The organism is Streptomyces sp. NPDC031497, assembly GCF_055580905.1.
On sequence record NZ_JBVIKO010000014.1, the window covers coordinates 237,879 to 260,870 of the forward strand.

Annotated in this window: 17 protein-coding genes and 3 pseudogenes; 13 read left to right on the forward strand and 7 right to left on the reverse strand. The window is 71.2% G+C overall.

What is annotated here, in order from left to right:
- Positions 1–155: 155 nt before the first annotated feature.
- The 3 genes and pseudogenes from ACZ5K7_RS27735 to ACZ5K7_RS27745 all read left to right on the forward strand — a co-directional run bounded on the left by ACZ5K7_RS27735 (position 156) and on the right by ACZ5K7_RS27745 (position 3,280).
- Positions 156–824, forward strand: a complete 669-nt coding sequence (locus ACZ5K7_RS27735; RefSeq protein WP_351696328.1) for a glycoside hydrolase family 11 protein — start codon at positions 156–158, stop codon at positions 822–824.
- Positions 824–1,510 (forward strand): annotated as a pseudogene (locus tag ACZ5K7_RS27740) (polysaccharide deacetylase family protein); the annotation flags it as partial. The gene ACZ5K7_RS27735 and the pseudogene ACZ5K7_RS27740, both read left to right, overlap by 1 nt.
- Positions 1,511–1,573: 63 nt before the next feature.
- The gene (locus tag ACZ5K7_RS27745) at positions 1,574–3,280 is read left to right on the forward strand and encodes a tetratricopeptide repeat protein (RefSeq protein ID WP_468917277.1); all 1,707 of its coding nucleotides are present in this window, start codon (positions 1,574–1,576) and stop codon (positions 3,278–3,280) included.
- Positions 3,281–3,289: 9 nt separating this feature from the next.
- Here ACZ5K7_RS27745 and ACZ5K7_RS27750 read toward each other — a convergent pair whose 3' ends face one another.
- A complete protein-coding gene (locus ACZ5K7_RS27750) occupies positions 3,290–5,374 on the reverse strand; it encodes a SpoIIE family protein phosphatase (protein WP_468917278.1) in 2,085 nt (694 codons plus the stop codon).
- A 223-nt stretch (positions 5,375–5,597) separates the two neighbouring features.
- Here ACZ5K7_RS27750 and ACZ5K7_RS27755 point away from each other — a divergent pair, with 223 nt between their 5' ends.
- From ACZ5K7_RS27755 to ACZ5K7_RS27770, 4 genes and pseudogenes are all read left to right on the forward strand, one after another.
- On the forward strand, positions 5,598–8,066 hold the full coding sequence (locus ACZ5K7_RS27755) for a SpoIIE family protein phosphatase (RefSeq protein WP_468917279.1): 2,469 nt from the start codon (positions 5,598–5,600) through the stop codon (positions 8,064–8,066).
- A gap of 107 nt (positions 8,067–8,173) precedes the next feature.
- Positions 8,174–8,728: an AAA family ATPase gene (locus ACZ5K7_RS27760; RefSeq protein ID WP_450973448.1), complete on the forward strand. Its 555-nt coding sequence runs from the start codon at positions 8,174–8,176 to the stop codon at positions 8,726–8,728.
- Positions 8,729–8,861: 133 nt separating this feature from the next.
- Positions 8,862–9,880 (forward strand): annotated as a pseudogene (locus ACZ5K7_RS27765) (IS701 family transposase); the annotation flags it as partial.
- Positions 9,881–10,352: 472 nt separating this feature from the next.
- Entirely contained in the window at positions 10,353–11,873 is a 1,521-nt protein-coding gene (locus tag ACZ5K7_RS27770) for a hypothetical protein (protein WP_468917280.1), read from the forward strand.
- Between the two features lie 9 nt (positions 11,874–11,882).
- Here the strand turns inward: ACZ5K7_RS27770 and ACZ5K7_RS27775 are convergent, their stop codons facing one another.
- The 3 genes from ACZ5K7_RS27775 to ACZ5K7_RS27785 are packed head-to-tail and all read right to left on the reverse strand — an operon-like array spanning position 11,883 to position 13,720.
- Positions 11,883–12,578, reverse strand: coding sequence for an MSMEG_1061 family FMN-dependent PPOX-type flavoprotein (locus ACZ5K7_RS27775; RefSeq protein WP_468917283.1), 696 nt, complete (start codon positions 12,576–12,578; stop codon positions 11,883–11,885).
- 31 nt (positions 12,579–12,609) lie between these two features.
- A complete protein-coding gene (locus ACZ5K7_RS27780) occupies positions 12,610–13,548 on the reverse strand; it encodes a PDR/VanB family oxidoreductase (protein WP_468917286.1) in 939 nt (312 codons plus the stop codon).
- Positions 13,541–13,720: a hypothetical protein gene (locus ACZ5K7_RS27785; protein ID WP_468917289.1), complete on the reverse strand. Its 180-nt coding sequence runs from the start codon at positions 13,718–13,720 to the stop codon at positions 13,541–13,543. Before ACZ5K7_RS27785 ends, ACZ5K7_RS27780 begins: the two co-directional genes overlap by 8 nt.
- Positions 13,721–13,968: 248 nt before the next feature.
- On the opposite strand from ACZ5K7_RS27785, the gene ACZ5K7_RS27790 reads away from it, so the two are divergent.
- Together ACZ5K7_RS27790 and ACZ5K7_RS27795 are read left to right on the forward strand one after the other, a co-directional pair.
- Complete coding sequence (locus ACZ5K7_RS27790; protein WP_468917292.1) at positions 13,969–14,577, forward strand: TetR/AcrR family transcriptional regulator C-terminal domain-containing protein; 609 nt, start codon at positions 13,969–13,971, stop codon at positions 14,575–14,577.
- Between the two features lie 519 nt (positions 14,578–15,096).
- Positions 15,097–16,701: an MFS transporter gene (locus ACZ5K7_RS27795; RefSeq protein WP_468917295.1), complete on the forward strand. Its 1,605-nt coding sequence runs from the start codon at positions 15,097–15,099 to the stop codon at positions 16,699–16,701.
- Positions 16,702–16,769: 68 nt separating this feature from the next.
- On the opposite strand, the pseudogene gap reads toward ACZ5K7_RS27795, so the two are convergent.
- Both gap and ACZ5K7_RS27805 read right to left on the reverse strand, forming a co-directional pair.
- Positions 16,770–17,753, reverse strand: a pseudogene (gap, locus tag ACZ5K7_RS27800) (type I glyceraldehyde-3-phosphate dehydrogenase); the annotation flags it as partial.
- A gap of 171 nt (positions 17,754–17,924) precedes the next feature.
- The gene (locus ACZ5K7_RS27805; protein WP_351712580.1) at positions 17,925–18,335 is read right to left on the reverse strand and encodes an ATP-binding protein; all 411 of its coding nucleotides are present in this window, start codon (positions 18,333–18,335) and stop codon (positions 17,925–17,927) included.
- A gap of 210 nt (positions 18,336–18,545) precedes the next feature.
- Here ACZ5K7_RS27805 and ACZ5K7_RS27810 point away from each other — a divergent pair, with 210 nt between their 5' ends.
- The 4 genes from ACZ5K7_RS27810 (at position 18,546) to ACZ5K7_RS27825 (ending at position 21,806) form a co-directional block, all read left to right on the forward strand.
- On the forward strand, positions 18,546–19,034 hold the full coding sequence (locus tag ACZ5K7_RS27810) for a MarR family winged helix-turn-helix transcriptional regulator (RefSeq protein ID WP_351712582.1): 489 nt from the start codon (positions 18,546–18,548) through the stop codon (positions 19,032–19,034).
- Between the two features lie 83 nt (positions 19,035–19,117).
- Positions 19,118–20,359: a cytochrome P450 gene (locus tag ACZ5K7_RS27815; protein ID WP_468917300.1), complete on the forward strand. Its 1,242-nt coding sequence runs from the start codon at positions 19,118–19,120 to the stop codon at positions 20,357–20,359.
- Between the two features lie 35 nt (positions 20,360–20,394).
- Entirely contained in the window at positions 20,395–20,604 is a 210-nt protein-coding gene (locus ACZ5K7_RS27820; protein ID WP_351712586.1) for a ferredoxin, read from the forward strand.
- Positions 20,601–21,806 (forward strand): NAD(P)/FAD-dependent oxidoreductase, encoded by a 1,206-nt coding sequence (locus ACZ5K7_RS27825; protein WP_468917303.1) that lies wholly within the window; start codon positions 20,601–20,603, stop codon positions 21,804–21,806. The genes ACZ5K7_RS27820 and ACZ5K7_RS27825 overlap by 4 nt, the downstream gene beginning before the upstream one ends.
- Positions 21,807–22,009: 203 nt before the next feature.
- Here ACZ5K7_RS27825 and ACZ5K7_RS27830 read toward each other — a convergent pair whose 3' ends face one another.
- Complete coding sequence (locus ACZ5K7_RS27830; RefSeq protein WP_351712590.1) at positions 22,010–22,966, reverse strand: GlxA family transcriptional regulator; 957 nt, start codon at positions 22,964–22,966, stop codon at positions 22,010–22,012.
- Positions 22,967–22,992 lie beyond the last annotated feature (26 nt).

A 22,992-nucleotide genomic window follows, 5' to 3' on the forward strand; every position in this document is an offset into this window, starting at 1 on the left:
CACTGACTCGCTTGCCAGGGATATGAAGTGCGCAAATGGGTGACCGGTTAGAGCGAAGGTTTCGAAATAATCACCGAAACTGTTGACAGGTGACATGGGCAGACCAACACTCCCCACCAAGCCACACCCGCACAGGCCATACGAGGAGGCACCGCATGAACCCGCTCGACCACGCACTGAGCCGCCGCAGCGCCGGCGCCCTGCTGCTGGGCGCCGCCGCCGGGCTGGCCCTGCCCGGCACCGCCCGCGCCGCCACCGTCATCACGACGAACCAGACCGGCACCAACAACGGCTACTACTACTCGTTCTGGACCGACGCGCAGGGCACCGTCTCCATGACCCTGGGCTCCGGCGGCAACTACAGCACCAGCTGGCGCAACACCGGCAACTTCGTCTGCGGCAAGGGCTGGAGCACCGGCGCCCGCCGCAACGTGACCTACTCGGGCGGCTTCAGCCCGTCCGGCAACGGCTACCTGTCCCTGTACGGCTGGACGTCCAACCCGCTCGTCGAGTACTACATCGTCGACAACTGGGGCACCTACCGGCCCACCGGCACGTACAAGGGCAGCGTCACCAGCGACGGCGGCACCTACGACATCTACCTCACGACGCGGTACAACGCCCCGTCCGTCGAAGGCACCAAGACCTTCAACCAGTACTGGAGCGTCCGCCAGTCGAAGCGCACCGGCGGCACCATCACCACCGGCAACCACTTCGACGCCTGGGCCAGGGCCGGCATGTCCCTCGGCAGCTTCAGCTACTACCAGATCCTCGCGACCGAGGGCTACCAGAGCAGCGGCAGCTCCACCATCACGGTGGCGTGATGAGTGCCGTGTCGGAGCGCTCGTCACGCCCCTTGCTGGCGACCGCCGCCGCCCTCGCGCTGGCCGCCGCGGGCACGCTCGCCGTCGGCGCCGGCCCGGCCCACTCCGCCGGCTGCACCGGCTACGTCGGTCTCACCTTCGACGACGGACCGTCCACCGCCCACACGCCGGGCCTGCTCAGCGCCCTGAAGGCGAACGGACTGCGGGCCACCCTGTTCAACGAGGGCCAGTACGCGGCCGCCTATCCGGCCCAGGTCCGGGCCGAGGTGAGCGCGGGCATGTGGGTCGGCAACCACAGCTACACCCACCCCCATCTCACCCAGCAGACCCAGGCGGGGATCGACTCGGAGATCTCCCGCACCCAGGCCGCCATCGCCGGCGCCGGTGGCGGGACACCGGTGCTGTTCCGGCCGCCGTACGGCGAGACCAACGCGACCGTGCGCACGGTCGAGGCCAAGTACGGGCTGAAAGAGATCATCTGGGACGTCGACTCGCAGGACTGGAACGGCGCGAGCACCGACGCGATCGTGCAGGCCGTCTCCCGGCTCACCAGCGGCCAGATCATCCTCATGCACGAGTGGCCGGCCAACACGCTCGCCGCGATCCCGCGCATCGCGGGGACCCTCACGGCCAAGGGACTGTGTTCCGGCCGGATCTCCCCGGGGACCGGCCGCGCGGTCGCTCCCTGACAGCACCGGCACGCGTGGCGCGGCGGCTCGTCAACCGCCGCGCCATCCTCATGAATTCGGATGAACGGGATCTTTCGCGTGCTCTCCGCCGCTAGGTTCGTGGCCGTGGACTACTACGACCTGGGCAGTCACAGCCGGCGCGTGACGACGTCGTCCCCCGAGGCGCAGACGTGGTTCGACCGGGGGCTCGTCTGGACCTACGCCTTCAACCACGAGGAGGCCGTCCGCTGTTTCGAGGCGGCCGGCACCGCCGACCCGGAATGCGCCATAGCCGACTGGGGCGTGGCCTATGCCCTCGGCCCCAACTACAACAAGCCCTGGGAGTTCTTCGACCAGGAGGACCTGGCACGCACGGTGGAGCGCACGCACGCCGCCGTGGAGCGCGCCCACGCCAAGGCCACCCACGCGACCCCTGTGGAGCGCGCCCTCGTCGAGGCACTGCGCGCCCGCTACCCGCAGACCGCGGCCCCCGACGCCAAGGCCTGCTCGGTGTGGAACACGGCCTACGCCGAGAGCATGCGCGGGGTGTACGAACGGGCGCCCGACGACCTCGACGTGGCCACCTTGTACGCCGACGCCCTGATGAACCTCACCCCCTGGCAGCTCTGGGACATCCGCGGCGGCCGGCCGGCCGAGGGCGCCCGGACACCGGAGGCCAAGGCCGTACTGGAACAGGCCCTCGGGACCGAGGAGGGCACCCGCCACCCCGGCCTGCTGCACCTCTACATCCACCTGATGGAGATGTCACCCACCCCCGAGACCGCCCTGCCCGTCGCCGACCTGCTGCGCGACCTCGTCCCCGACGCCGGGCACCTCCAGCACATGCCCTCGCACCTGGAAGTCCTCTGCGGCGACTACCGGCGCGTGCTCTCCGACAACGCCGCGGCCGTCGCCGCCGACGAGAAGTACCACGCCCGCGCCGGCGCGATGAACTTCTACACCCTCTACCGCTGCCACAACCTGCACTTCCGGATCTACGGCGCGATGTTCCTGGGCCGTCTCCAGGACGCCCTCGCCACGGCCGACCGGCTCGAAGCCGCCGTACCCGAAGAACTGCTGCGCGTGGAGAGCCCGCCGATGGCCGACTGGCTGGAGGGCTTCCTGGCGATGCGGGTGCACGTCCTGATCCGGTTCGGCCGCTGGGACGACATCCTGCGCCTGCCGCTGCCCGCCGACCCCCGGCTGTACTGCGTGACCACCGCGATGCTGCACTACGCGCGCGGGGTCGCCCACTCCGCCACCGGCCGGACCGCCGAGGCCGAGGCGGACCGCACCCGCTTCCGGGAGGCGGCCGCCGCCGTCCCCGGGACCCGCATGCTGTTCAACAACACCTGCGCCGACATCCTGGCCGTCGCCGCCGCCATGCTCGACGGCGAACTGGCCTACCGCAAGGGCGACTTCGACACCGCCTTCACCGCCCTGCGCCGCTCGATCGACCTGGACGACAACCTTCCCTACGACGAACCCTGGGGCTGGATGCAGCCCACCCGGCACGCCTACGGCGCCCTGCTCCTGGAGCGCGGCCGGGTCGAGGAGGCCGAGGCGGTCTACCGGGCCGATCTGGGCCTGGACGACACCCTGCCCCGGCCGTTGCAGCATCCCGGCAACGTCTGGTCCCTGCACGGCTTCCACGAATGCCTCCAGCGGCTCGGCAAGGAGGGGGAGGCGCGGATCGTGGCCCAGCAGCTGAAGCTCGCGGCGGCCACTGCGGACGTACCGATCCGCGCGTCCTGCTACTGCCGGACCGACTGCTGCCGTACGCCTTAGAGCGTCCGCTCAGAGCGTCCGCGCGACCAGCAGTGCCACGTCGTCGTGGTCGTCCGGGTGGCGCAGGCCGTGCAGCAGCAGGTCGCAGGTCTCCTCCAGCGGCCGGTTCGGCTCGTCCAGGAAGCCGAGCAGGACGCCGAGACGGTCGTCGATGGGATGGCGGCGGGTCTCGACGAGGCCGTCGGTGTACAGGACCAGCAGGTCACCGGCGGCGAGGTCGACGGTGCTGGTCTCGAAGGGGATGCCGCCGACACCGAGCGGGGCGGCGGGCGGCAGCTCCAGCAGGGCAGGCGGCCCTCCGGAGTGCACCAGCGCGGGCGGCATGTGGCCCGCGTTGGCGATCTCGCAGCTCCGGGTGTGCGGGTCGTACACCGCGTAGAGACAGGTGACGATGTAGTGCTCCAGATCGCAGGTGATCTTGTCCAGGTGCTGGAGCACAGCGGCCGGGGGCAGCTCCAGGTCCGCGTAGGCGCAGGTGGCGGTGCGCAGCCGGCCCATGGTGGCGGCCGCGTCGATGCCGTTGCCCATCACGTCACCGACGACCAGCGCGGTCCGGTCCTCCGACAGCGGGATCACGTCGTACCAGTCGCCGCCGACCTCGCTGGTCGCCTGGGCGGGCTGGTAGCGGGAGGCCAGTTCGAGGCCCGTGTGATGCGGCGGGTGGTCGGGGAGCAGGCTGCGCTGGAGGGTGAGGGCGGTGTTACGGACGCTCTGGAACCAGCGGGCGTTGTCGATGGCCACGGCGGCACGGCCGGCCAGCTCCATGGCGAGGACGACGTCGTCCTCGTCGAAGGGCAGCGGATTGCGGGTCCGCTTCAGGTCCAGGGCGCCGAGCACCTCCCCATGGGCGATCAGCGGCACCGCGAGATACGAGTGCACACCGGCCTGAGCCAGCAGCTCGCCCGCCTCCGCGTTGCGGGCGATGCGTGGCAGATCGTGTGCGCCGACCTGCGGGACCAGGACCGGCCGTGCGGTGTGCACACACAGCGTCACCAGCCGGTCGCCTTCGTAGGCCGCGAGGTCACCGGGCGGGTCGGCGGCGCGCAGCGCGACCGTCGGATGGGCCGCCTCGAGAGCGAGGGCACGGAACAGCTCAGGGCCGTTCTCCGGTCTGCGGGAGCGGCGCAGGGCCAGCGCCGAGTCCAGTACGTCCACCGCGACCACGTCCGCGAGGACCGGGGTGGCGATCTCGGCCAGCTCGTGCGCCGTGCGTTCCACCTCCAGCGAGGTGCCCACCCGGGCCGAGGCGTCCGCGATGAGGGCGAGCCGGCGCCGGGCCCGGTCGGCCTCGGCGGCCGCCCGGTGCCGCTCGGTGACGTCGACGACCGAGGTCGCCGCGCCCAGGACGCGGCCGCCGGGATCCTCCAGCCGGTAGAACGACAGCGACCAGGCGTGCTCACGCTCGGGATCGGTCGGCGGACGGCCCACGTGGTACTGGTCGAGGAGCGGAGTGCCGGTGGTGAGCACCTGGCGCAGCGCGGATTCGACGCTGTCGATGTCGGGCAACGGCAGGGTCTCCCGCAGATGGCGGCCGATGTGCTCCTCGGCGGGGACGCCGTCGATCCGCTCCAGCGCCGGGTTCACCAGGAGATAGCGCAGATCCGGGTCGAGAAGGGCCAGGCCGATCGGGGACTGGTTGATCAGCCGCTCGCACAGCGCCAGGTCGGTCTCCACCCGCTGGAGCATGGCGTGGTCGGCCACGATGCCCAGCGCGTACACGTCGCCGAGATCGTCCAGCAGCCGCATGGTGCGGAACTCCATCAGCCGGCTGCCGCCGTCCTTGCACCGGACCGGGAAGGCCCCGGCCCAGCTGCGACCGGTCTCCATCACCTCCATGAACATGTTCACCGCGGCCTTCAGATGCTCCGGGTGAATGAGCAGTCGCGCCGCGTTCTGCCTCAGGGCCTCCTCGGCCGTGTAGCCGAAGAGTTCCTCGGCCTGTGGGGTCCAGAACACGATCCGGCCCTGCGAGTCCAGCGCCACCGCGGCCACGCTCAGCACGTCCAGCAGCCCGGTCGGGCGTGTTCCGCCGAGGCCGTACCCGTCACCGCCGGAGCCGTCCGAGCCACCGGCCCGCAGGAATCCCACAGCCATGCCACCACCACCTCCACCGGCCGGCGGCCCGACACCGTCGCCACGGCACTTCCATGCTGCCCCCGGCCGCCCGACCGCGCCGACCCAGGCCGAGTACCCCGATCCGCGCGGGGCTCCCGCCCTGTGCCCGCGTGACCTCGAAGCCCCACCCGCGTTCCCCCCGGGGAGCTGTGCGGAGTGAGTGGACAAGCAGGAACATTGGGGTACGTAGAGGATGTAACCAATGGATTTTGCGCGAGAAGATTTCGACGTGCCGCCCTCCATGGGCCCGCGCGACCTCCTCGACGCCTCCAGCGACGCGGCGGCGGTGCTGTCGGCCGAGGGCGTCGTGGTCGGCTGGACCCGTGGTGCCGAGGCACTGCTCGGCCGCCCGGCCGCCGAGGTGGTCGGCCGTCCCGCGGCACAGCTGCTCGCCATGCGCGCCGACCCGGCGCGCGCCGCCGGAGTCGCCGAGCGGTGCCGCTCCGGCATGGGATGGAGCGGGCTCATCCCGGTACGGCACCGCGACGGCCACACCCTCGACGTGGACCTGCGGGTCTCCGCAGCCTTCGACATCGACGGAGACGAGTGTTTCCTGCTCTCCGCCCGTGAGCGGCGGCCGCAGTGGACGGTGGGCCAGTCCGTCCTCGACGGGTTCCTGACCCGCTCGCCGATCGGCCTGGCCCTGATGAACCCGGAGCTGCGCTATGTGTGGCTGAACGACACCCTGGAGCGCTTCGGCGGAGTGCCCCGGGAGCAGCGCCTGGGCCGCCGGCTGAGCGAGCTGCTGCCCGGGCTGCAGGCGACCACCATCGAAGGCCTGATGCGCAAGGTGCTCACCACCCGGGAGCCGGTCAAGGACTACGAGTACCTCGGCTGGAGCTGGGCCGATCCCCACCGCCAACGCGCCTACTCCACCTCGTTCTTCCCGCTCGTCGACGCCGAGGACACGGTGACCGGCGTCTGCTACATGGTCTCCGACGTCACCGAGCGCTGGAACGCCCGCCAGCGGCTGTCGATGGTCAACGAGGCCGGCACCAGGGTCGGCACCACCCTCGACGTGCTGCGCACCGCCCAGGAACTCGCCGACTTCGCCGTCCCCCGCTTCGCCGACTTCGTCGTCGTCGACCTCCTGGAGCCCGTTCTCAGTACCGAGGACCACGGCACCTGGCTGAGCGACGCCGGCCCGGTCCCCACCGGGCCGGTGATGCGGCGTGCCGCGCTGAAGACCGTCCGGGACGGCAACCCCGAGGCCGTGGCGTACATCGGCGACCCGGTGGACTTCCTGCCCCCGACGTACGGCATCGACCTGCTCATCAACGGCGACCCGATCCTCATCCCCGAGCTCGACCCGGAGGACCCCCTGTGGCTCGCCGAGCAGCCCGAGCGGACGGCGCGTATGCGGGAGTTCGGACTGCACTCCCTCATCGCGGTCCCGATGCGGGCCCGCAACACCGCCCTGGGCCTCGCCACCTTCGCCCGCTCGCTCAACCCGGTCTCCTTCCAGCCCGACGACGTCCTGCTCGCCCAGGAGCTGGTCGCGCGCGCCGCCGTCTGCGTCGACAACGCCCGCCGCTACACCAGGGAGCACACGGCGGCCGTCACCCTCCAGCGCAGCCTGCTGCCCCAGGCCCTCACGGGCGGCACGGCCCTGGAGGTGGCGTCCTCCTATCTGCCGGCGGACGCCTCGGACGGCGTCGGCGGTGACTGGTTCGACGTGATCCCGCTGTCCGGGGCCCGGGTCGGCCTGGTGGTCGGCGACGTCGTCGGCCACGGCCTCACCGCGGCGGCGAGCATGGGCCGGCTGCGCACCGCCGTCCAGACCCTCGCCGACATGGAGCTGCCCCCCGACGAACTCCTCGCCCACCTCGACGACCTGGTGCTGCGGCTGGGGGAGGAGGAGAGCGGGAGCACGGCCTCCCAGGACAGCACGGCCACGTTCGTCGGGGCGACCTGTCTGTACGCGGTCTACGATCCGGTGACCCGGCGGTGCTCCATGGCCCGGGCCGGGCACCCGCCGCCGGTCGTCGTGGCACCCGACGGTCGGGCCTGGTTCGCCGAGATGCCCGCCGGACCACCGCTCGGGCTCGGCGGCATGGCCTTCGAGGCCACCGAGATCGAACTCGCCGAGAACAGCCTCCTCGGCCTCTACACCGACGGCCTCATCGAAGGCGCCGACCAGGACGTCGAACGGGGCATGGCCCGCCTGCGCGCCGCACTGGCCGACCCCGGCGCCGACCTCGCCACGCTGTGCACGGCCACCGTGCAACAGCTGCTCCCGGTGCCCCAGCCCGACGACATCGCCCTGCTCCTGGCCCGCACCCACGCCCTGGGCGCCGACCACGTGGTCTCCTGGGAGGTGCCCGTGGACCCCGCCGCCGTCGCCGACGTCCGGGCCCGGGCGGCCCGCCAGGTGGTGGCGTGGGGCTACGACGAGCTGGCGATGACCACCGAACTCATCGTCAGCGAGCTGGTCACCAACGCCATCCGCTACGCCCAGCCGCCCATCCGGCTGAAGCTGCTGCGCGACTCCCGGCTGACCTGCGAGGTCGCCGACGCCAGCAGCACCGCACCCCGGCTGCGGCACGCCCGCAGCACGGACGAGGGCGGCCGCGGCCTCTTCCTGGTGGCCCAGCTAGCCCACCGCTGGGGCGCCCGCTACACCGGAGAGGGCAAGATCATCTGGGCGGAGCAGGAGATCCCGCGGGACTAGTACTCCAGTTGTAGATCGTGATCTTGCCGGTGGGGCGGGGCTACGGCCATGGGAACGCAGCGAAATCGGATCGCGTGGCGCGGTCGGGGGCTGGCACGCTGCTTCCCATGGATCATCCGGAAGTACTGCTCATCGGAGGGCGTGCCGGTGTCGGCAAGACGACGGTGGGGTGGGAGGTTTCGGCGCGACTGCGCGCCGCCGCGGTCTCGCACGCGATCGTCGAGGGTGACTTCATGGGCCAGGTGCATCCGGCACCGGAGGGGGATCCCCACCGCTCGGAGATCACTGAGAGCAATCTGACGGCCGTCTGGGCGAATTTCGCCCGGCTCGGCTACCACCGCCTGATCTATACGAACACCGTGAGTGTGCTGCCCGAGGCGACGGGCATGTTCGAGCGCGCCATGGGGGCGGGCGTGCGGATCGTACGAGTGCTGCTCACCGCCTCCGATTCCACTACCGGCGAGCGGCTGGCAGGCCGGGAACTCGGCTCGGAGCTGGAGCAGGAGCTGAGGGGCAGTGCCCGCAAGGCGCGGCTTCTGGATGAGCGGGCACCCACGGACACGGTGCGGGTGGCGACCGACGGGCGGCCTGTCGTGGACATCGCGCTTGAAGTGGTGGCCGCCACCGGCTGGATCAGGCGGCACTCCACTGAGCGATCCTGATCTTGCTGGTCGGGGCCTGTCAGGGAAGGGTGCGGCCAACGGTGATCATCAGTGTGTGAAGACAGAAGATCAGTCGGTGGCCGTAGGTCACAGCATAGATCCTGCCCGGTGGCAGGAAACGTTCGAGGCCCTGATGGGCCGTATCGCGGGGCGGTTCGGCCGTGTGGAACCACGGCGTCGGGCACGGGAGTTCGTGCTTGTTTTGCTATCTGACCTGCCGCGCAAGAACTGCTGGACGCTCGCCGAGCACACCGGTGATGCGACCCAATACGGCCTGCAGCACCTGCTGTCGAGGGCCAAGTGGGACGCCGACGCGGTACGCGACGACATCCGCGGCTTCGTCGTCAGGAAACTGCACGGTGACACGGCGGTGCTGGTCGTCGACGAGACCGGCGACCTCAAGAAGGGCGCCGCTACGGTGGGCGTGCAGCGCCAGTACACCGGGACCGCCGGACGCATCGAGAACAGCCAGGTCGCCGTCTACCTCGCCTACTCCGCCCTGCGGGGCCACGCGACGATCGATCGGGAACTGTATGTTCCGCGCTCCTGGACCGAGGACACGGCCCGCTGTCAGGCCGCCGGGATACCCGACACCGTCGGCTTCGCCACAAAGGCCCCGCACTCGCCTCCCGCATGATCGGCCGAGCACTGGACGCCGGCGTTCGCGCGTCCTGGCTGGCCGGGGACGAAGTCTACGGAGGCAACCCGCATCTGCGGACCGAGCTGGAGAGACGCTAGATCGGCTACGTACTCGCCGTCGCCCGTGACCACCAGGTCACCACCAACGCGGGCAAGTTCCGCATCGATGCCCTGGTCAAGAAGCTGCCGAAACGGGCCTGGCAGAAACTCTCAGCCGGCGCCGGAGCCAAGGGCCACCGCTTCTACGACTGGGCCCTGGCCGACATCGCCGACGACCGGCCCGGCCACCACCAGTTGCTCGTCCGCCGCAACCGGCGCACCGGCGAACTCGCCTTCTGCCGCTGCTATTCAGCTACCCACGTGCCGCTGTCCACCCTGGTGCAGGTCGCCGGACGCAGATGGACTGTCGAGGAGACCTTCCAGTCCGGCAAGGAGCTGGCCGGACTGGACGAACACCAGGTCAGACGCTGGACGTCCTGGCACCGCTGGGTCACCCTCGCGATGCTCGCCCACGTCCGTCACTCGCCGAGGTGGTCGCGGTGCGCCACGTCGACGGTCGACGCCTGCTCCCCGAGAACCCCAGCGGTCACCGGAGTCGCCGTCCGGACCACGTTCGGACCGTTCGGACAACGATGTCGGCCGGACGGGAGGCGGGACGGGCGTCCGGGGACCTGTCGAATTCGCATGCTTGGCCGTACGCTGTCAATTCCGAAGGATTCGGCAGCAATTGGGGGGGGCCGCCATGTCCGGGGATGCCTACGGTCCGCATCAGGGACCGCCGAACCAAGAGCCGCCGAATCAGGGGCCTTCGCATGAGGGGCCGGCGCCTCAGGGAGCGCCGGCTCACAGCGCTCCCGGCTTCGGGATCCCGGACCGGGGTTTGCCCGGTCAGGGTTCTCCGGGCCAGGGTTCTCCGGGCCAGGGTTTCGCGGGACCGGGGTACTCGCAGCCGGGCTTCCAGCTCCCGGGTTCCTTCGTGCCGCCCATGCCGTCGAGTCCGCCGCCCGCCCCGCCGGACGCCCTGCGCGCCGCCGCCGTGGCCCTGCTCAACCTGACCGGCCTCGGCCTCGGCTATCTGCTCGTCCGGCGATGGATCCCGCTGGCCGCGTGTCTGGCGGCGACCGTCGTCCTGCTGCTCGTCGCCCTGCCCGCGGACGCCGACGGCGTGCCCGGGTCGGCGCTCGTCGTCTATGCCGTGTTCCTGCTGCTCGCGGCCCTCCACGGCGCGTCCGTCGGCCTGCGCACCCGGCTGGTGTGGCCGGGGCAGCGGCCCGTCGCACTCGCGCTGGGCGTCGTCCTGCTCGCCGTCCCGGTGGGCGGCGCGCTCTGGTACGACAGCGCCCACAAGGAAGCCGTCGAACGCGCGCTCCTCGACCGCCTCGCCGCCGCCGACGAACGGGTCGACGCGGCCGGGCGGAAGGACTTCGCCACCGCCAAGTCCGCCTACCAGGACGCCCTGGCCGTCTACCGTGACCTCGCGGTCCACCACTCCGGCTCCCGGGCCGCCGGGCAGGTCCCCGACCGTATGAGGACGTACTACACGACGGTCGCGGCGGCCTACGGTCACAAGGACTACTGCACGGCGGTCGAACCGCTGAAATACCTGCGGACGGTGCCCAACTCCATGCCCAGGGACCAGCTCGGCACGCTCACGCACTGGCCCGACGACCGGCTGGCCACCTCGCTGTACCAGTGCGGAGCGGGCGGCCTGGCCGACGGCGAGGGCGACTGGGTCCCCCAGTTCGGCGAGCTCCTGGACACCTTCCCCGACTCCGGCCAGGCCGCCAAGGTCGTCCCCGCCGTCGACGCGGCCGAGAAGAAGGCGGCGAAGGCCGTCTCCGGGAAGGATCCCTGCGGCGCCGTCAAGCAGTTGGAGGCGCTGAACACCCAGATCCTCCAGCTGTCGAACGGGACCAGTGCCGAGGCCGACGGCCTGGTCAAGGTCGCCGGCCGGGCCGACCGCAGCGGTGACGCGGGGAAGTACACGTGCGGTGTCAAGCAGTACGAGGACGGCGACTACGCGCAGGCGCAGGCGACCATGCAGCAGTTCGTCACCGACAGCCCGCACGACAGGAACCGTGACCGCGCCCGCAAGATCTCCATCGGCGCGGAGGTCGCCCAGACGCTCCCGGCCGCCGGCAAGAAGCTGCCCACCATGGCATCGGGCGGCGGCATCTCGGTGACCGTCAGGAACGACAGTCCCGATGAGATCACCGTCCTGTACACCGGCCCGGTCACCGGCAGCTTCACCCTCGGCGCGTGCGGGAGCTGCGAGGCGTACTCGTTCGCCAGCTCGCTCCTGCCCGGATGGGAGCCGTGCGGCGACAGCGGCAAGAACTACCCGCAGCGCACGATCAGCCTCCCGCCCGGCACCACGTACTTCGTGCACAAACCGAAGAACGACAGCACGGCCTCCCCGGGCTCCGACACCGCCAAGCTGCGCTACGGCTACATCTACACGGAGTGCGCGTACACGACGCAGAGCCTGGGGTCGTCGTCCTACTGAGCAGGCTGTTCAGTAGAGGTTGTCCCGGTACTGCTGCTCGGCGATCGCGGTGAGCTGCCCGAGCTGGTCGCCGAGGTTGTCCGCCATCTTGGCGGCGTTCTCGGCGACATGCATCGTGAAGAAGTCGCCGCCGAGCAGGACGGCGTCGGCGAGGTGGCGCGGGTCGCCCTCCCACAGCTTCGAGCGGACCACCGCCTTGCCGCACTGGGAGAACACCTCCCGCACGCGGACGACGATCGCCAGCACGGCCGGCTTGCCGTCGGCACCGAGCATGTTCAGCAGCTCGGGGTCGTCACTGATGAACGCGTCCCCGTTCACGCGTACGACCTCGCGCAGTCCGGGCACGAGGAACACCAGGCCCACCCCCGGGTTGCGGGTGAGGTTCTCGAACGTGTCGGCGAGTTTGTTGCCGGGACGGTCCGGGACGGCCAGGGTCCACGGGTCGAGCACCCGTACGGCTCCCGGGGGGTCGCCCTTGGGACTGATGTCGAGGTTCCCGGCGTCGTCCGCCGTGGCGAGGCAGAAGAACGTGCTGTGGGCGATGAACCTGGTGATGAACTCGCCGAGGTGGTCCTCCTTCTTGTCCGCGATGAAGGGTGCCGGGTATCCGATGATCTCCCGGACGCGGTCCATGGCGATGGGGTGGTAGTCGTCGGCGGCGGTCCGTCCCGCGGGCGCGGCGCGGGTGTCGTCGTGGCGGCTCATGGCGGTCCTCCTGGCAGTGGCTCGGATGTCCTCACAGGTCCAGGACGAGGCGTCCGCTCCGGGCGCGGGAGACGCAGAGGTACATGCGGTCGCCGGCGGCGCGGTCCTCGGCGATGAGGATGTCGTCGCGGTGGTCGGGCTCGCCGTCCAGGACCCGTGTCTCGCACGTGCCGCAGACGCCCTCGCGGCAGGAACCGGTCACCGGCAGCCCCGCGTCCTCCAGCGCGCTCAGGATGGTCCGGCCGGCCGGCACGGTCACCGTGCGCTCGGACCGGGCGCACACCACCTCGACCTCGGTGTCGGGGTGGGCCGGCCTGGGGCGTGGCCGGAACCGCTCCAGGCGCACCGAGCCGGGAGCCCAGTGCGCGGCCCCGTCCTCGACCGCGGTCAGCAGGGACTCCGGGCCGCAGGCGTAGATGGCGGTGTCCGGGCGCGGCCGCTCCAGCCACTCGCCCAGCGGGATCCGCCCGCCCCGGTCCCCGGGGTAGAGCCGGACGTCGTCGGCATGGCCGGCCAGCTCGTCGAGGAAGGCCATCGAGCCGGCGGTGCGGCCGCCGTAGAGGAGCTGCCACGGTACGCCCCAGGCGACCGCCTGTCTGACCATCGCCAGGATCGGGGTGATCCCGATCCCGCCCGCGATGAACAGGTAGGCCTTCTCCTGCCGGAAACCGAAGTTGTCCGACGGTCCGCGGAGCCGCACCGGCTGCCCCGGCCGCAGGAAGGCGTGCACGTATTCCGAGCCGCCCCGGCTCGCCCGCTCCCGCCGTACCCCGATGCGATAGCGGGACCGGTCGTCCGGGGACCCGCACAGCGAGTACTGCCGTACGATCCCGGTGGGCAGCGCGAGTTCGACATGGGCACCCGGCCGCCAGGGCGGCAGCTCCGACCCGTCCGCGGCGGAGAACTCGACCGAGACCACCCCCGCGGCCTCCCAGCGCAGTTGGCGCACCATCACCTGCATGTCAGCCATCGTCGCCTCCGTCCTGTGCGGCCCGGCCGGTCATCGTGCGCCGGATCCCCCGGTCCTCGATCCGCACCTCGCGGTCCGGTGTCCCGTCGCCGCCGGCCGCGCCCGGTGCCCCGCGGGCCGCCGGCAGGTCCGGTTCGGGCAGCGCCGCGTGGGCGGGGGAGGAACTCGCCATCGATGAACATGACCCACTCCTCTCTCTTGTCCAGTGGACAATACTCTCGCCATCTGACCTTGTCCATTGGACAAGAGGTGCTGTCGTGCGAAGGATGCCGAGGCGTCATGGTCGGCGCTGACCAGCTGATTGGCCCTGTCGGTCGCGGATGTCGAACTCTCCGGCGCCCCGGCTGCCGTATCGCCGCCGGGGTATATTTCCCGCGGGGTATTTCCCACTGGACAAGAGGGGTCGTGAAGGAAGGCACCATGGTCGTCAGTCGTGCGGCGGTCGTCGACGCGGCACTGGACGTGCTCGACGAGGAGGGCCTGGACAAGGTGACGATGCGAGCCGTCGCCGACCGGCTGGGCGTACGGCACAACACGGTGCGCTGGCACGCGGACAGCAAGCAGCGACTGCTCGTCCTCATGTCGGACGCCGTCCTCGCGGGCCTGGACACCGATGCCCTGCCCGTTCCGTGGGAGGAGCGGGTCCGGGCGCTGGCCCGCTGGTGCCGGGGGGCGATCCTGGCGCATCGTGACGCGGCGCGGTTGATCGCGGGGCTCGCCACGACGGAGACCAACACCTACCGGTTCGCCGACACGATGATCCAGACCCTTCTCGACGCCGGATTCCCGCCGCGCACCGCGTCCTGGGCCAACTGGACGGTTTTCTATCTGATCCTGGGCATCACACAGGAACAGCAGGCCCAGCCCGCCGAGGCGCCCGACCTCGCGACCGCCTTCGACGACGCGGAATTCCCCGCTCTGCGGAAGGCCTCCGCGTACATCACCGCCGGCACCTTCGACGAGCGCTTCGAATTCGCCCTCGACATGCAGGTGACCGCGTTGCGGGCGGAGCTGTCCCGAGGCGCATAGGCGCTGCGCCCGCCCCGAACGCCCTCAAGCCGCCCACGTACGGGACGCGGCCGGAGTCCTGCTGGTCGAACAGGCGGCACACGGCGCCGACTTGGGAGAGGACGGCTTCGGAGCGTGCGGGCATGCCGGATGTCCCGGAGCGGGGGCGAAGAACGAGTCGGGCGGGCGTGGGCCGATGTCCGGGTGCCACCGTCCGTCGACCTTCCTCGGCACGCGGTGGGTCAGGCGTCAGCGGCGTTCACCTTAGGTTGCAGGCCCAAGGGCATCTCCGCAGGCCACGCCTCGGTATACGGTCCGTAGCGCTCGCCCCGACAGAACTGGCCCACGTCAACGGAGATTCCGGCCGAACCCACCGCGCAGGCGCCGCGCGGCCGGCCGACGGGATCGACATGACGGGGCCCGGGCTGTCGGACCGGCGGTAGAGCCGCGGTGCGCCAGTCGATCGGGAGTCGACGGGCCGCCGGTCACCGCCCCCGCACGTCGCCCTGTCACTCCACTGCTTCGAGGTGCCCTGTGGCCATGCCTTCTCCTGCCTCGTCCCCGTCCGCGCCGCCCGACACGGGCACCCGGCACATCACGGCCACCGTCGTGCTGGCCTGCCTGGGTGTGTTCGTCTCCTACCTGCCCGTCGTCGGTGTCTCCGTCGCGCTTCCGGTCATGCAACAGGCCCTCGACGCTTCCACCGTCGGGCTCCAGTGGATCACCGACGCCTTCATCCTGCCGACCGCGGCACTGCTGCTGACCTGCGGCATGGTGGGTGACCTGTACGGCCGCAAGAAGACGTATCTGGCCGGGCTGGTGCTGTTCTGCCTCGGCTGCCTGGTGTGCCTGACCGCCGGCAGTGTCGTCCAGGTCTGTGTGGGCCAGGCGCTCACCGGCGTCGGCACGGCCGCGCTGCTGCCGTCCACGCTCGCCCTGATCGGTCATGTCATCCCGGACCCCCGTAAGCGCGCCCGGGCGATAGCCCTGTGGACGGCCGCCCTCGGTCTCGGACTCACCCTCGGCCCGGTCGTCAACGGCGTCATCGTGGAGCACGCCAGCTGGCGCTGGATCTTCCTGCCCTCGCTCGTCCTCGCCGTGGTCACGGCCGTGATCGGCGCCGTCGTCCTGACCGACTCCCGCGCCGAGCGCGAACGCCACCTGGACATCCCCGGGCAGCTCCTGGCCGTCGTCGCCATCACCGGACTGGTCTACGGCGTCATCGAGGGCGGCAGCGACGGCTGGGCGTCGGCCCAGGCCGTGATCGCCTTCGTGGCCGCCGCCTTCGGTGCGGTCGGCTTCGTGTTCGTGGAACTCCGTTCCTCCTGCCCGATGCTGGACATGCGCCTGTTCAAGTCCGCGGCGTTCTCGGGGGCCGCGCTCGTCATGGCCGTCACCCTGTTCGCCCAGGTCGGTCTGGTCTTCGCGCTGAGCGAGTACTTCGGGCTCGTCCACCACGCCTCGACGCTGGACATCGGCATCCGTCTCATCGCCATCAACGGCTTCACGGTGGTGCTCGGCCCGCTGGTCGGGCGGCTGATGAACCGGGTCACGCCCGGCCTCCTGCTGGTCACCGGTCTGGTGATCGGCGGAATCGGCGCCCTCGTCATGAACGTCTTCCAGGCCGACACCGGCACCGGCGAGGCCGCCCTGGTCATCGCGGTGCTCGGCATCGGTATCGCGCTCGCCATGGCGCCGATCACCACCATCGCCATGGACGCCCTGCCGCACCGGCTCGGGGGCACCGCCGCCGCGGCCAACAGCGCGCTCCGCCAGATCGGCAGCGCCCTCGGCCCGGCCGTCTTCGGCGTCATCCTCACCCACCGCACCCTGGCCACCCTGCCCGGACACCTCGCCTCGTCCGGGCTGAGCCCCGCCGACCAGGGGCAGGTCGGGGGACTGGTCTCCGGTGTCGGTATCCAGGCCGGAGCCTTCCTGCACCTGAACACCCCCGAGAGCACCGGCCGGGCCCAGGCCGCCTACGGCGCGAGCTTCACCGACGCCCTGCACACCTGCGCCCTCGTCGGCGGGATCGGGATGCTGGTGGCCGCGGTCATCGCCGTAGCCCTGATCGGGATCCGTCCGGCACGGGCTCCGCGGGCGGCGGCGGAAGCGACGGCACACCCCGCCGGGGCCGCGAGCTGACGGGCACCGCGAAGCGGGGGGGCGTCGTCGGACGGGCGGCCGCTCCGCCCGGCCCACCCGCGTGTGCGGAAGTCTGGGGTGTCTATCACCCCGTTCTCGAAATCCCACCCCTTTTTTTCCCCGGCGACCACCTTGATGTGGCGGCCGTCGACGCGGGTGAGGGCCGAGTCGAAGATCGCCGAGGCCGGGTTGCCCGTGATGTCCGACGAGACCAGCGGGTCGTCCGAGTACTCGAGGACGCCCACGAGCGGACCCTCCGCGGCGGCACGGTACGCCGCCAGCACGTCGTCGCGTGTCACGTCACGGGCGACCGTCGTGTTGAGCTCCACGATCGAGCCGACCGGCACCGGCACCCGGATCGAGTCGCCGGACAGCCTGCCGTCGAGGTTCGGCAGCACCAGGCCGATCGCCTTGGCGGCGCCGGTCGTGGTCGGCACGATGTTGACACCGGCGGCACGGGCGCGACGGGGGTCGCGGTGCGGCCCGTCCTGGAGGTTCTGCTCCTGCGTGTAGGCGTGCACCGTGGTCATGAACCCGTGCTCGATACCGGCGAGTTCGTCGAGAACGGCGGCCAGCGGCGCGAGCGCGTTGGTCGTGCACGAGGCGTTGGAGACGATCGTGTGCGTGTCCGGGTCGTAGGCATCGGTGTTCACGCCGTACGCGAGCGTGACGTCGGCACCGTCCGACGGCGCGCTGACCAGGACCTTCCTCGCGCCCGCGTCGAGGTGGGCGCGGGCCGCCTTGGCCGACGTGAAGCGGCCGGTCGACTCCAGCACGATGTCCACGCCGAGAGCGGCCCAGGGAAGCTGCGCCGGGTCCCGCTCGGCGAGCACCTTGATACGACGGCCGTCGACGACGAGGACGTCCCCGTCCACGGTCACCGGGCGGCCGAGGCGCCCTGCCGTCGAGTCGAAGGCGAGCAGCCGTGCGAGAGCGGTGGGCTCCGTGAGGTCGTTGACGGCGACGACCTCCAGGTCGCTGTCCCGCTCCAGCAGCGCGCGCAGCACGTTGCGTCCGATGCGGCCGAATCCGTTGATGGCGATGCGAGTCATAAGTGGTGTCCCTTCGCTGTGCCACCAGGTTCGCTGGCCGTACCCACCCACGACAGCGGCGAGATCGCCATGGTTCAAAAGGATCCCGCCAATCCGCCGCGAGACCGGGGGAAGCGCCGGGATCACCGTCGGCCGCGCCCTCTTCCAGGGGTCTCGCGGCTCGAGCCGTGGTCAGGCGGCGGCGTACACGTCGGCCCAGTGGATCGCGTGGCCCCGTTCCAGACGGTCGCCGTGTGCGGTGGTGAGGAAGTCGATGATCTCCAGGCCGCGGCCGTGCTCTTCGGGGGTGCAACTGGCCGCCCAGTCGCCGTCCGTGGCCGCCGGGCCCCCGTCGGAGACCTCGATGTGCACCCGGTGGCTGGACAGGTCATGGCTCAGCCTCAGGTTCAGCGGCGGCTCGGCGTGCTCCACGGCGTTGGTGACGAGTTCGGAGACGGTCAGCAGCACCGAGTCGGCCGGGGCGTCGGCGACCTGCCATCGGGCGAGTACGTCCTTGGTGATCTGACGGGCCTCGCCGGCGGCTTCCGGGCGGTGGGCCAGGGGCCAGGCGAGGGGTGGGGTGCAGGCGCAGGTCACGGTCATCACCTTCTCCGTCCGGCGCCCCTCAGGGCTCGCCACTATCTATATCACTGTCTATATAGTTTGTCTATATGTATCCTGAAATGCCCCGGTTTCGGATGGTCATCATGCCGCCACTGCTCCCCCTTGTCCTTGCTGGGCCGTCGCTAGATGTGGACATTTACTACTCAATCTATATAGACGTTATATATAGATCGTGTTATGAATATGGGTATGGATGAGACATCCGAAGAAGGAGCCCAGAAGGTAGCGGCCGCACTGCACGAGCTGACCACCGGTCTGGTCCGGTACCTCATGGCCACCTGGCAGGGCATGAGCCTGACCACCGCCGCCACGCTCGGCAGGCTCGGCCGGGAAGGCCCGGTCCGGCTGACCACGCTGGCCGCGGCGGAGAGGGTGACCCAGCCGTCGATGACCGTGCTGGTGCAGCGGCTGGAAGCCCAGGGTCTGGCATCGCGGATCAGTGATCCCGAGGACGGGCGGGTCCGCCTCGTCACCATCACGGACGCCGGGCGTGAACTCCTCGCCGAGCACCGCCGGGTGGGGGACGCCCGGGTCGCCGAACTGCTGGCCAGGTTGCCCGAGCACGACGTGCAGGTGCTGGGAGTGGCCGTACACACGGTCATGCCCATCATCCGGCGCATGCTCGGGACCGATCCGCGGTCCGCCACCAAGGACGGCGGCGGACCGCCGACCGCCTGAACCTGCGGGTCCGTTCCTCGATGTCTCCTCCCGCAGGCAGGACCTGCCTCCCGAACCACCTTTCCGGAGAGGGCGGAGAACCCATGAGCACCAACTACTCGGCACCTGACACCGACGTACTGCCGACGGACGTGCCGTACTACCCGATGCCCCGGGCGGCCGGCTGTCCGTTCGACCCGCCGCCGACCCTGCGCGCCCTGCAGGACCGGGCCCCGGTCAGCAGGGTCCGGCTGTGGGACGGCAGCACCCCGTGGCTGGTCACGCGCTACGAGGACGTACGGGCGCTGCTGGCCGATCCCCGGATCAGCTCGGACAGCACCTGCCCGCACTTCCCCCATCAGAGCCCTGCCATGAAGGAGCGCCGGCAGCTGACGCGGACGTTCATCTCCATGGACGATCCGGAGCACGCCCGGCTTCGCCGGATGGTGACCGCCACCTTCTCCATCAAGCGGGTGGAGGCCCTGCGACCGACCGTCCAAAAGATCGTCGACGGTCTGATCGACACCATGCTCGCCGGGCCCAGGCCGGTGGACCTGGTCCAGGAGTTCGCGTTGCCGGTGCCGTCACTGGTGATCTGCGAGCTGCTCGGAGTGCCCTACGCCGACCACGACTTCTTCCAGGCCAACAGCAAGATCCTGATCAGGCGCACCACCACCGTGGAACAGTCACGAGTGGCCACCCGGGAGCTGATGGACTACTTGGACCGGCTGATCGGCGTCAAGCTGGCCCACCCGGCCGACGACCTGCTCTCCACGCTGGCCGAGCGGGTCAGGACCGGTGAACTCCCCAGGTCCGAAGCGGCCGGTACGGGGATGCTGCTGCTGATCGCCGGGCACGAGACCACCGCCAACATGATCGCGCTCGGCACCCTGGCGCTGCTGCGGAACCCCGGCCAGCTGGCCCGGCTGCGCGAGAGCGACGACCCGAGGACGGTCGCCTCGGCGGTCGAGGAACTCCTGCGCTACCTCAGCATCGTGCACAGCGGACGCCGCCGGGTGGCCCTGGAGGACATCGAGGCCGGCGGCGTGACCATCCACGCCGGCGAGGGCGTCGTCCTCGCCAACGACGTCGCCAACCGCGATTCCGCCGCCTTCCCCGCCCCCGACCGGCTGGACATCGACCGCAACCCCCGCCACCACGTGGCCTTCGGCTTCGGCGTCCACCAGTGCCTGGGCCAGCCGCTGGCCCGGGTGGAGCTGCAGGTGGTCTACAGCACCCTCTACCGCCGGATCCCCACCCTGCGGCTCGCGGCGGATCTCGACCGGATCCCGTTCAAGAACGACGGGAACGTCTACGGCGTCTACGAGCTGCCCGTCACCTGGTGACCGCGGCCGACTGGCGTACAGGAAAGGAGAATCCGATGAAAGTGATCGTCGACCAGAACAAGTGCGTGGCCTCCGGCCAGTGCGTGCTCAGCGCACCGCAGGTGTTCGACCAGCGCGAGGAGGACGGCATCGTCGTCCTGCTCGCCGCGACCCCGCCCGAGGGCGTCGAGGACGACGTCCGGCAGGCCGCCGCCCTCTGTCCGGCCCAGGCCATCTGGCTGGAGGAACGGGGTGACGAACAGTGAAGCGAATCGTCGTCGTGGGAGCCTCGGCCGCAGGCCTGACCGCGGCCGAGGCCATCCGCCGCCGAGGCTGGGGCGGCACCCTCACGCTGATCGGTGCGGAGCCCCGCCCGCCGTACGACCGGCCGCCGCTGTCCAAGCAGATCCTGACCGGCGCCTGGGAACCCGAACGGGCCACCCTGCGCTCGCTGCCGGATCTCGCGCGGCTGCGGGCCGACCTGCGGCTCGGACAGCGCGCCACCGCCCTCGACGTCCCGCGCCGCCGGGTGCGCCTGGCCGACGGCGCGAGCGTCGGCTTCGACGCCCTGGTCATCGCCACCGGTGTGGCACCCCGGCGCATGCCCGACAGCGACCTGGCCGGAGTCCACGTCCTGCGCACCCTCGACGACGCGATCGCCCTGCGCGCCGCGCTGCGGGCCGGACCCCGGGTGGTCGTGGTCGGGGCCGGATTCCTCGGCACCGAGGTCGCCGCGGCCGCCCGGACCATCGGCCTGGAGGTGACCGTGGTCGAGCCGGAGCCGGTCCCGGTGCGGCGCCCGTTCGGGGACCGTGTCGGCGCACTCGTCGCCGACCTGCACCGTGACCACGGAACGCGGCTGCGCTGTGGGGTGCCGGTACGCCGTCTGCGCGGCGCGAACGGCCGGGTGACCGGAGTGGAACTCGGCGACGGCACCACGCTGCCGGCCGACGTCGTCGTCCTGGCCCTCGGTGCCACGCCCGCGACCGGCTGGCTGGCGGGTTCGGGCCTGCGCCTGGGAGACGGAGTGGAGTGCGACGCGTACTGCCGGGCCGCACCCGGCGTCTACGCCGCCGGTGACGTCGCCTCCTGGCCCAACGCGCACTTCGGCACCCGCATGCGCCTCGAACACCGGATGAACGCCACCGAACAGGCCATGGCCGCGGTCGGCAACCTGCTCGGCGACGCCACGCCGTACGCTCCCGTTCCCTACTTCTGGACCGACCAGTACGACACCAGGATCCAGGCGTACGGCATCTTCCCGCCGGGTGCGGAGGTGCGGTTCGTCCACGGCGATCCGTCGGACGGTCACTTCGCCGCCGCCTACGGGCACCACGGGAGGATGGTCGGCGTACTCGGCTGGAACGCCCCGCGCCAGGTGCGCACGCTGCGCCGCCTGGTCGTCGACCGCACGCCGTGGACAGCGTTCCGGGCGGCCCCCGCGCGCAGCCCGGCACCCGTGAACTGACCGCCGGTTCCGCATCGGAAGCGACGAGGGAGGAGCGCCGGTGACCACCGACCCGCCCTGCAGGCACCGCCCCTGGCGTCCGGGCCCGCGGTCGCCGTACCTGGATCGGCGCCGACCACCCCCGCTACAAGTGGGTGGCGCTGACCAACACCACGCTCGGCGTCCTGATCGCGAACACCTCGATCGTGCTGATTGGCCGGCCGCTACTCGCCCTTGGTGAAGGTGCGCCGGTAGTCGCTCGGCGTCGTACCGAGAATCCGCTGGAAGTGCAGCCGCAGATTCGCCCCGGTACCCAGCCCGACGTCGCCGGCGATCTGCTCGATGCTCCGCTCCGAGCGCTCCAGCAGTTCCCGGGCCAGGTCGATCCGGGCGCGCATCACCCACTGCATCGGCGTGTACCCGGTGTCCGCCACGAAGCGCCGCGAGAAGGTACGCGCCGACACCCCCGCATGCCGGGCGAGTGCGTCGAGGGTGAGCGGCTCGCCGAGCCGGTGCAGCGCCCACTCGCGGGTCACCGCGAACCGCTCACCCAGCGGTTCGGGCACACTGCGCGGTACGTACTGCGCCTGGCCGCCGCTGCGATAGGGGGCCGCGACCAGCCGCCGGGCCGCGTGGTTCGACGCGGCCACCCCGAGGTCACCGCGCAGGATGTGCAGGCACAGGTCGATGCCCGAGGCGGCGCCGGCCGACGTCAGCACGCTGCCCTCGTCGACGAACAGCACGTTCTCGTCGACCTTGACCAGCGGATGTCTCTCGGCGAGCGCGCGCGTGTAGTGCCAGTGCGTGGTGGCGCGCCGGCCGTCGAGCAGTCCCGTCGCGGCGAGCGCGAAGGCCCCCGTCGAGATGGCCGCCAGCCGCGCGCCCCGCGCGTGCGCGGCGACCAGCGCGTCGACGACGGCCCGCGGCGGGTCCTCCCGGTCCGGGAACCGGTAGCCGGGCACGAACACGATCTCCGCCCACTCCAGCGCGTCGAGGCCATGAGCGACGTGGTACGACAGCCCGTCGCCGCCGGTGACCAGACCGGGCGCCGCACCGCACACCCGTACCTCGTACGGCATGCTCGCCCGGGTCGTGAACACCTGCGCCGGGATACCGACGTCGAGGGGCTTCGCCCCCTCCAGCACGAGGACGGCGACACGATGCAGGCAGGTGGGAGGCACGTCGAACAGGGTACGAGGACACGACC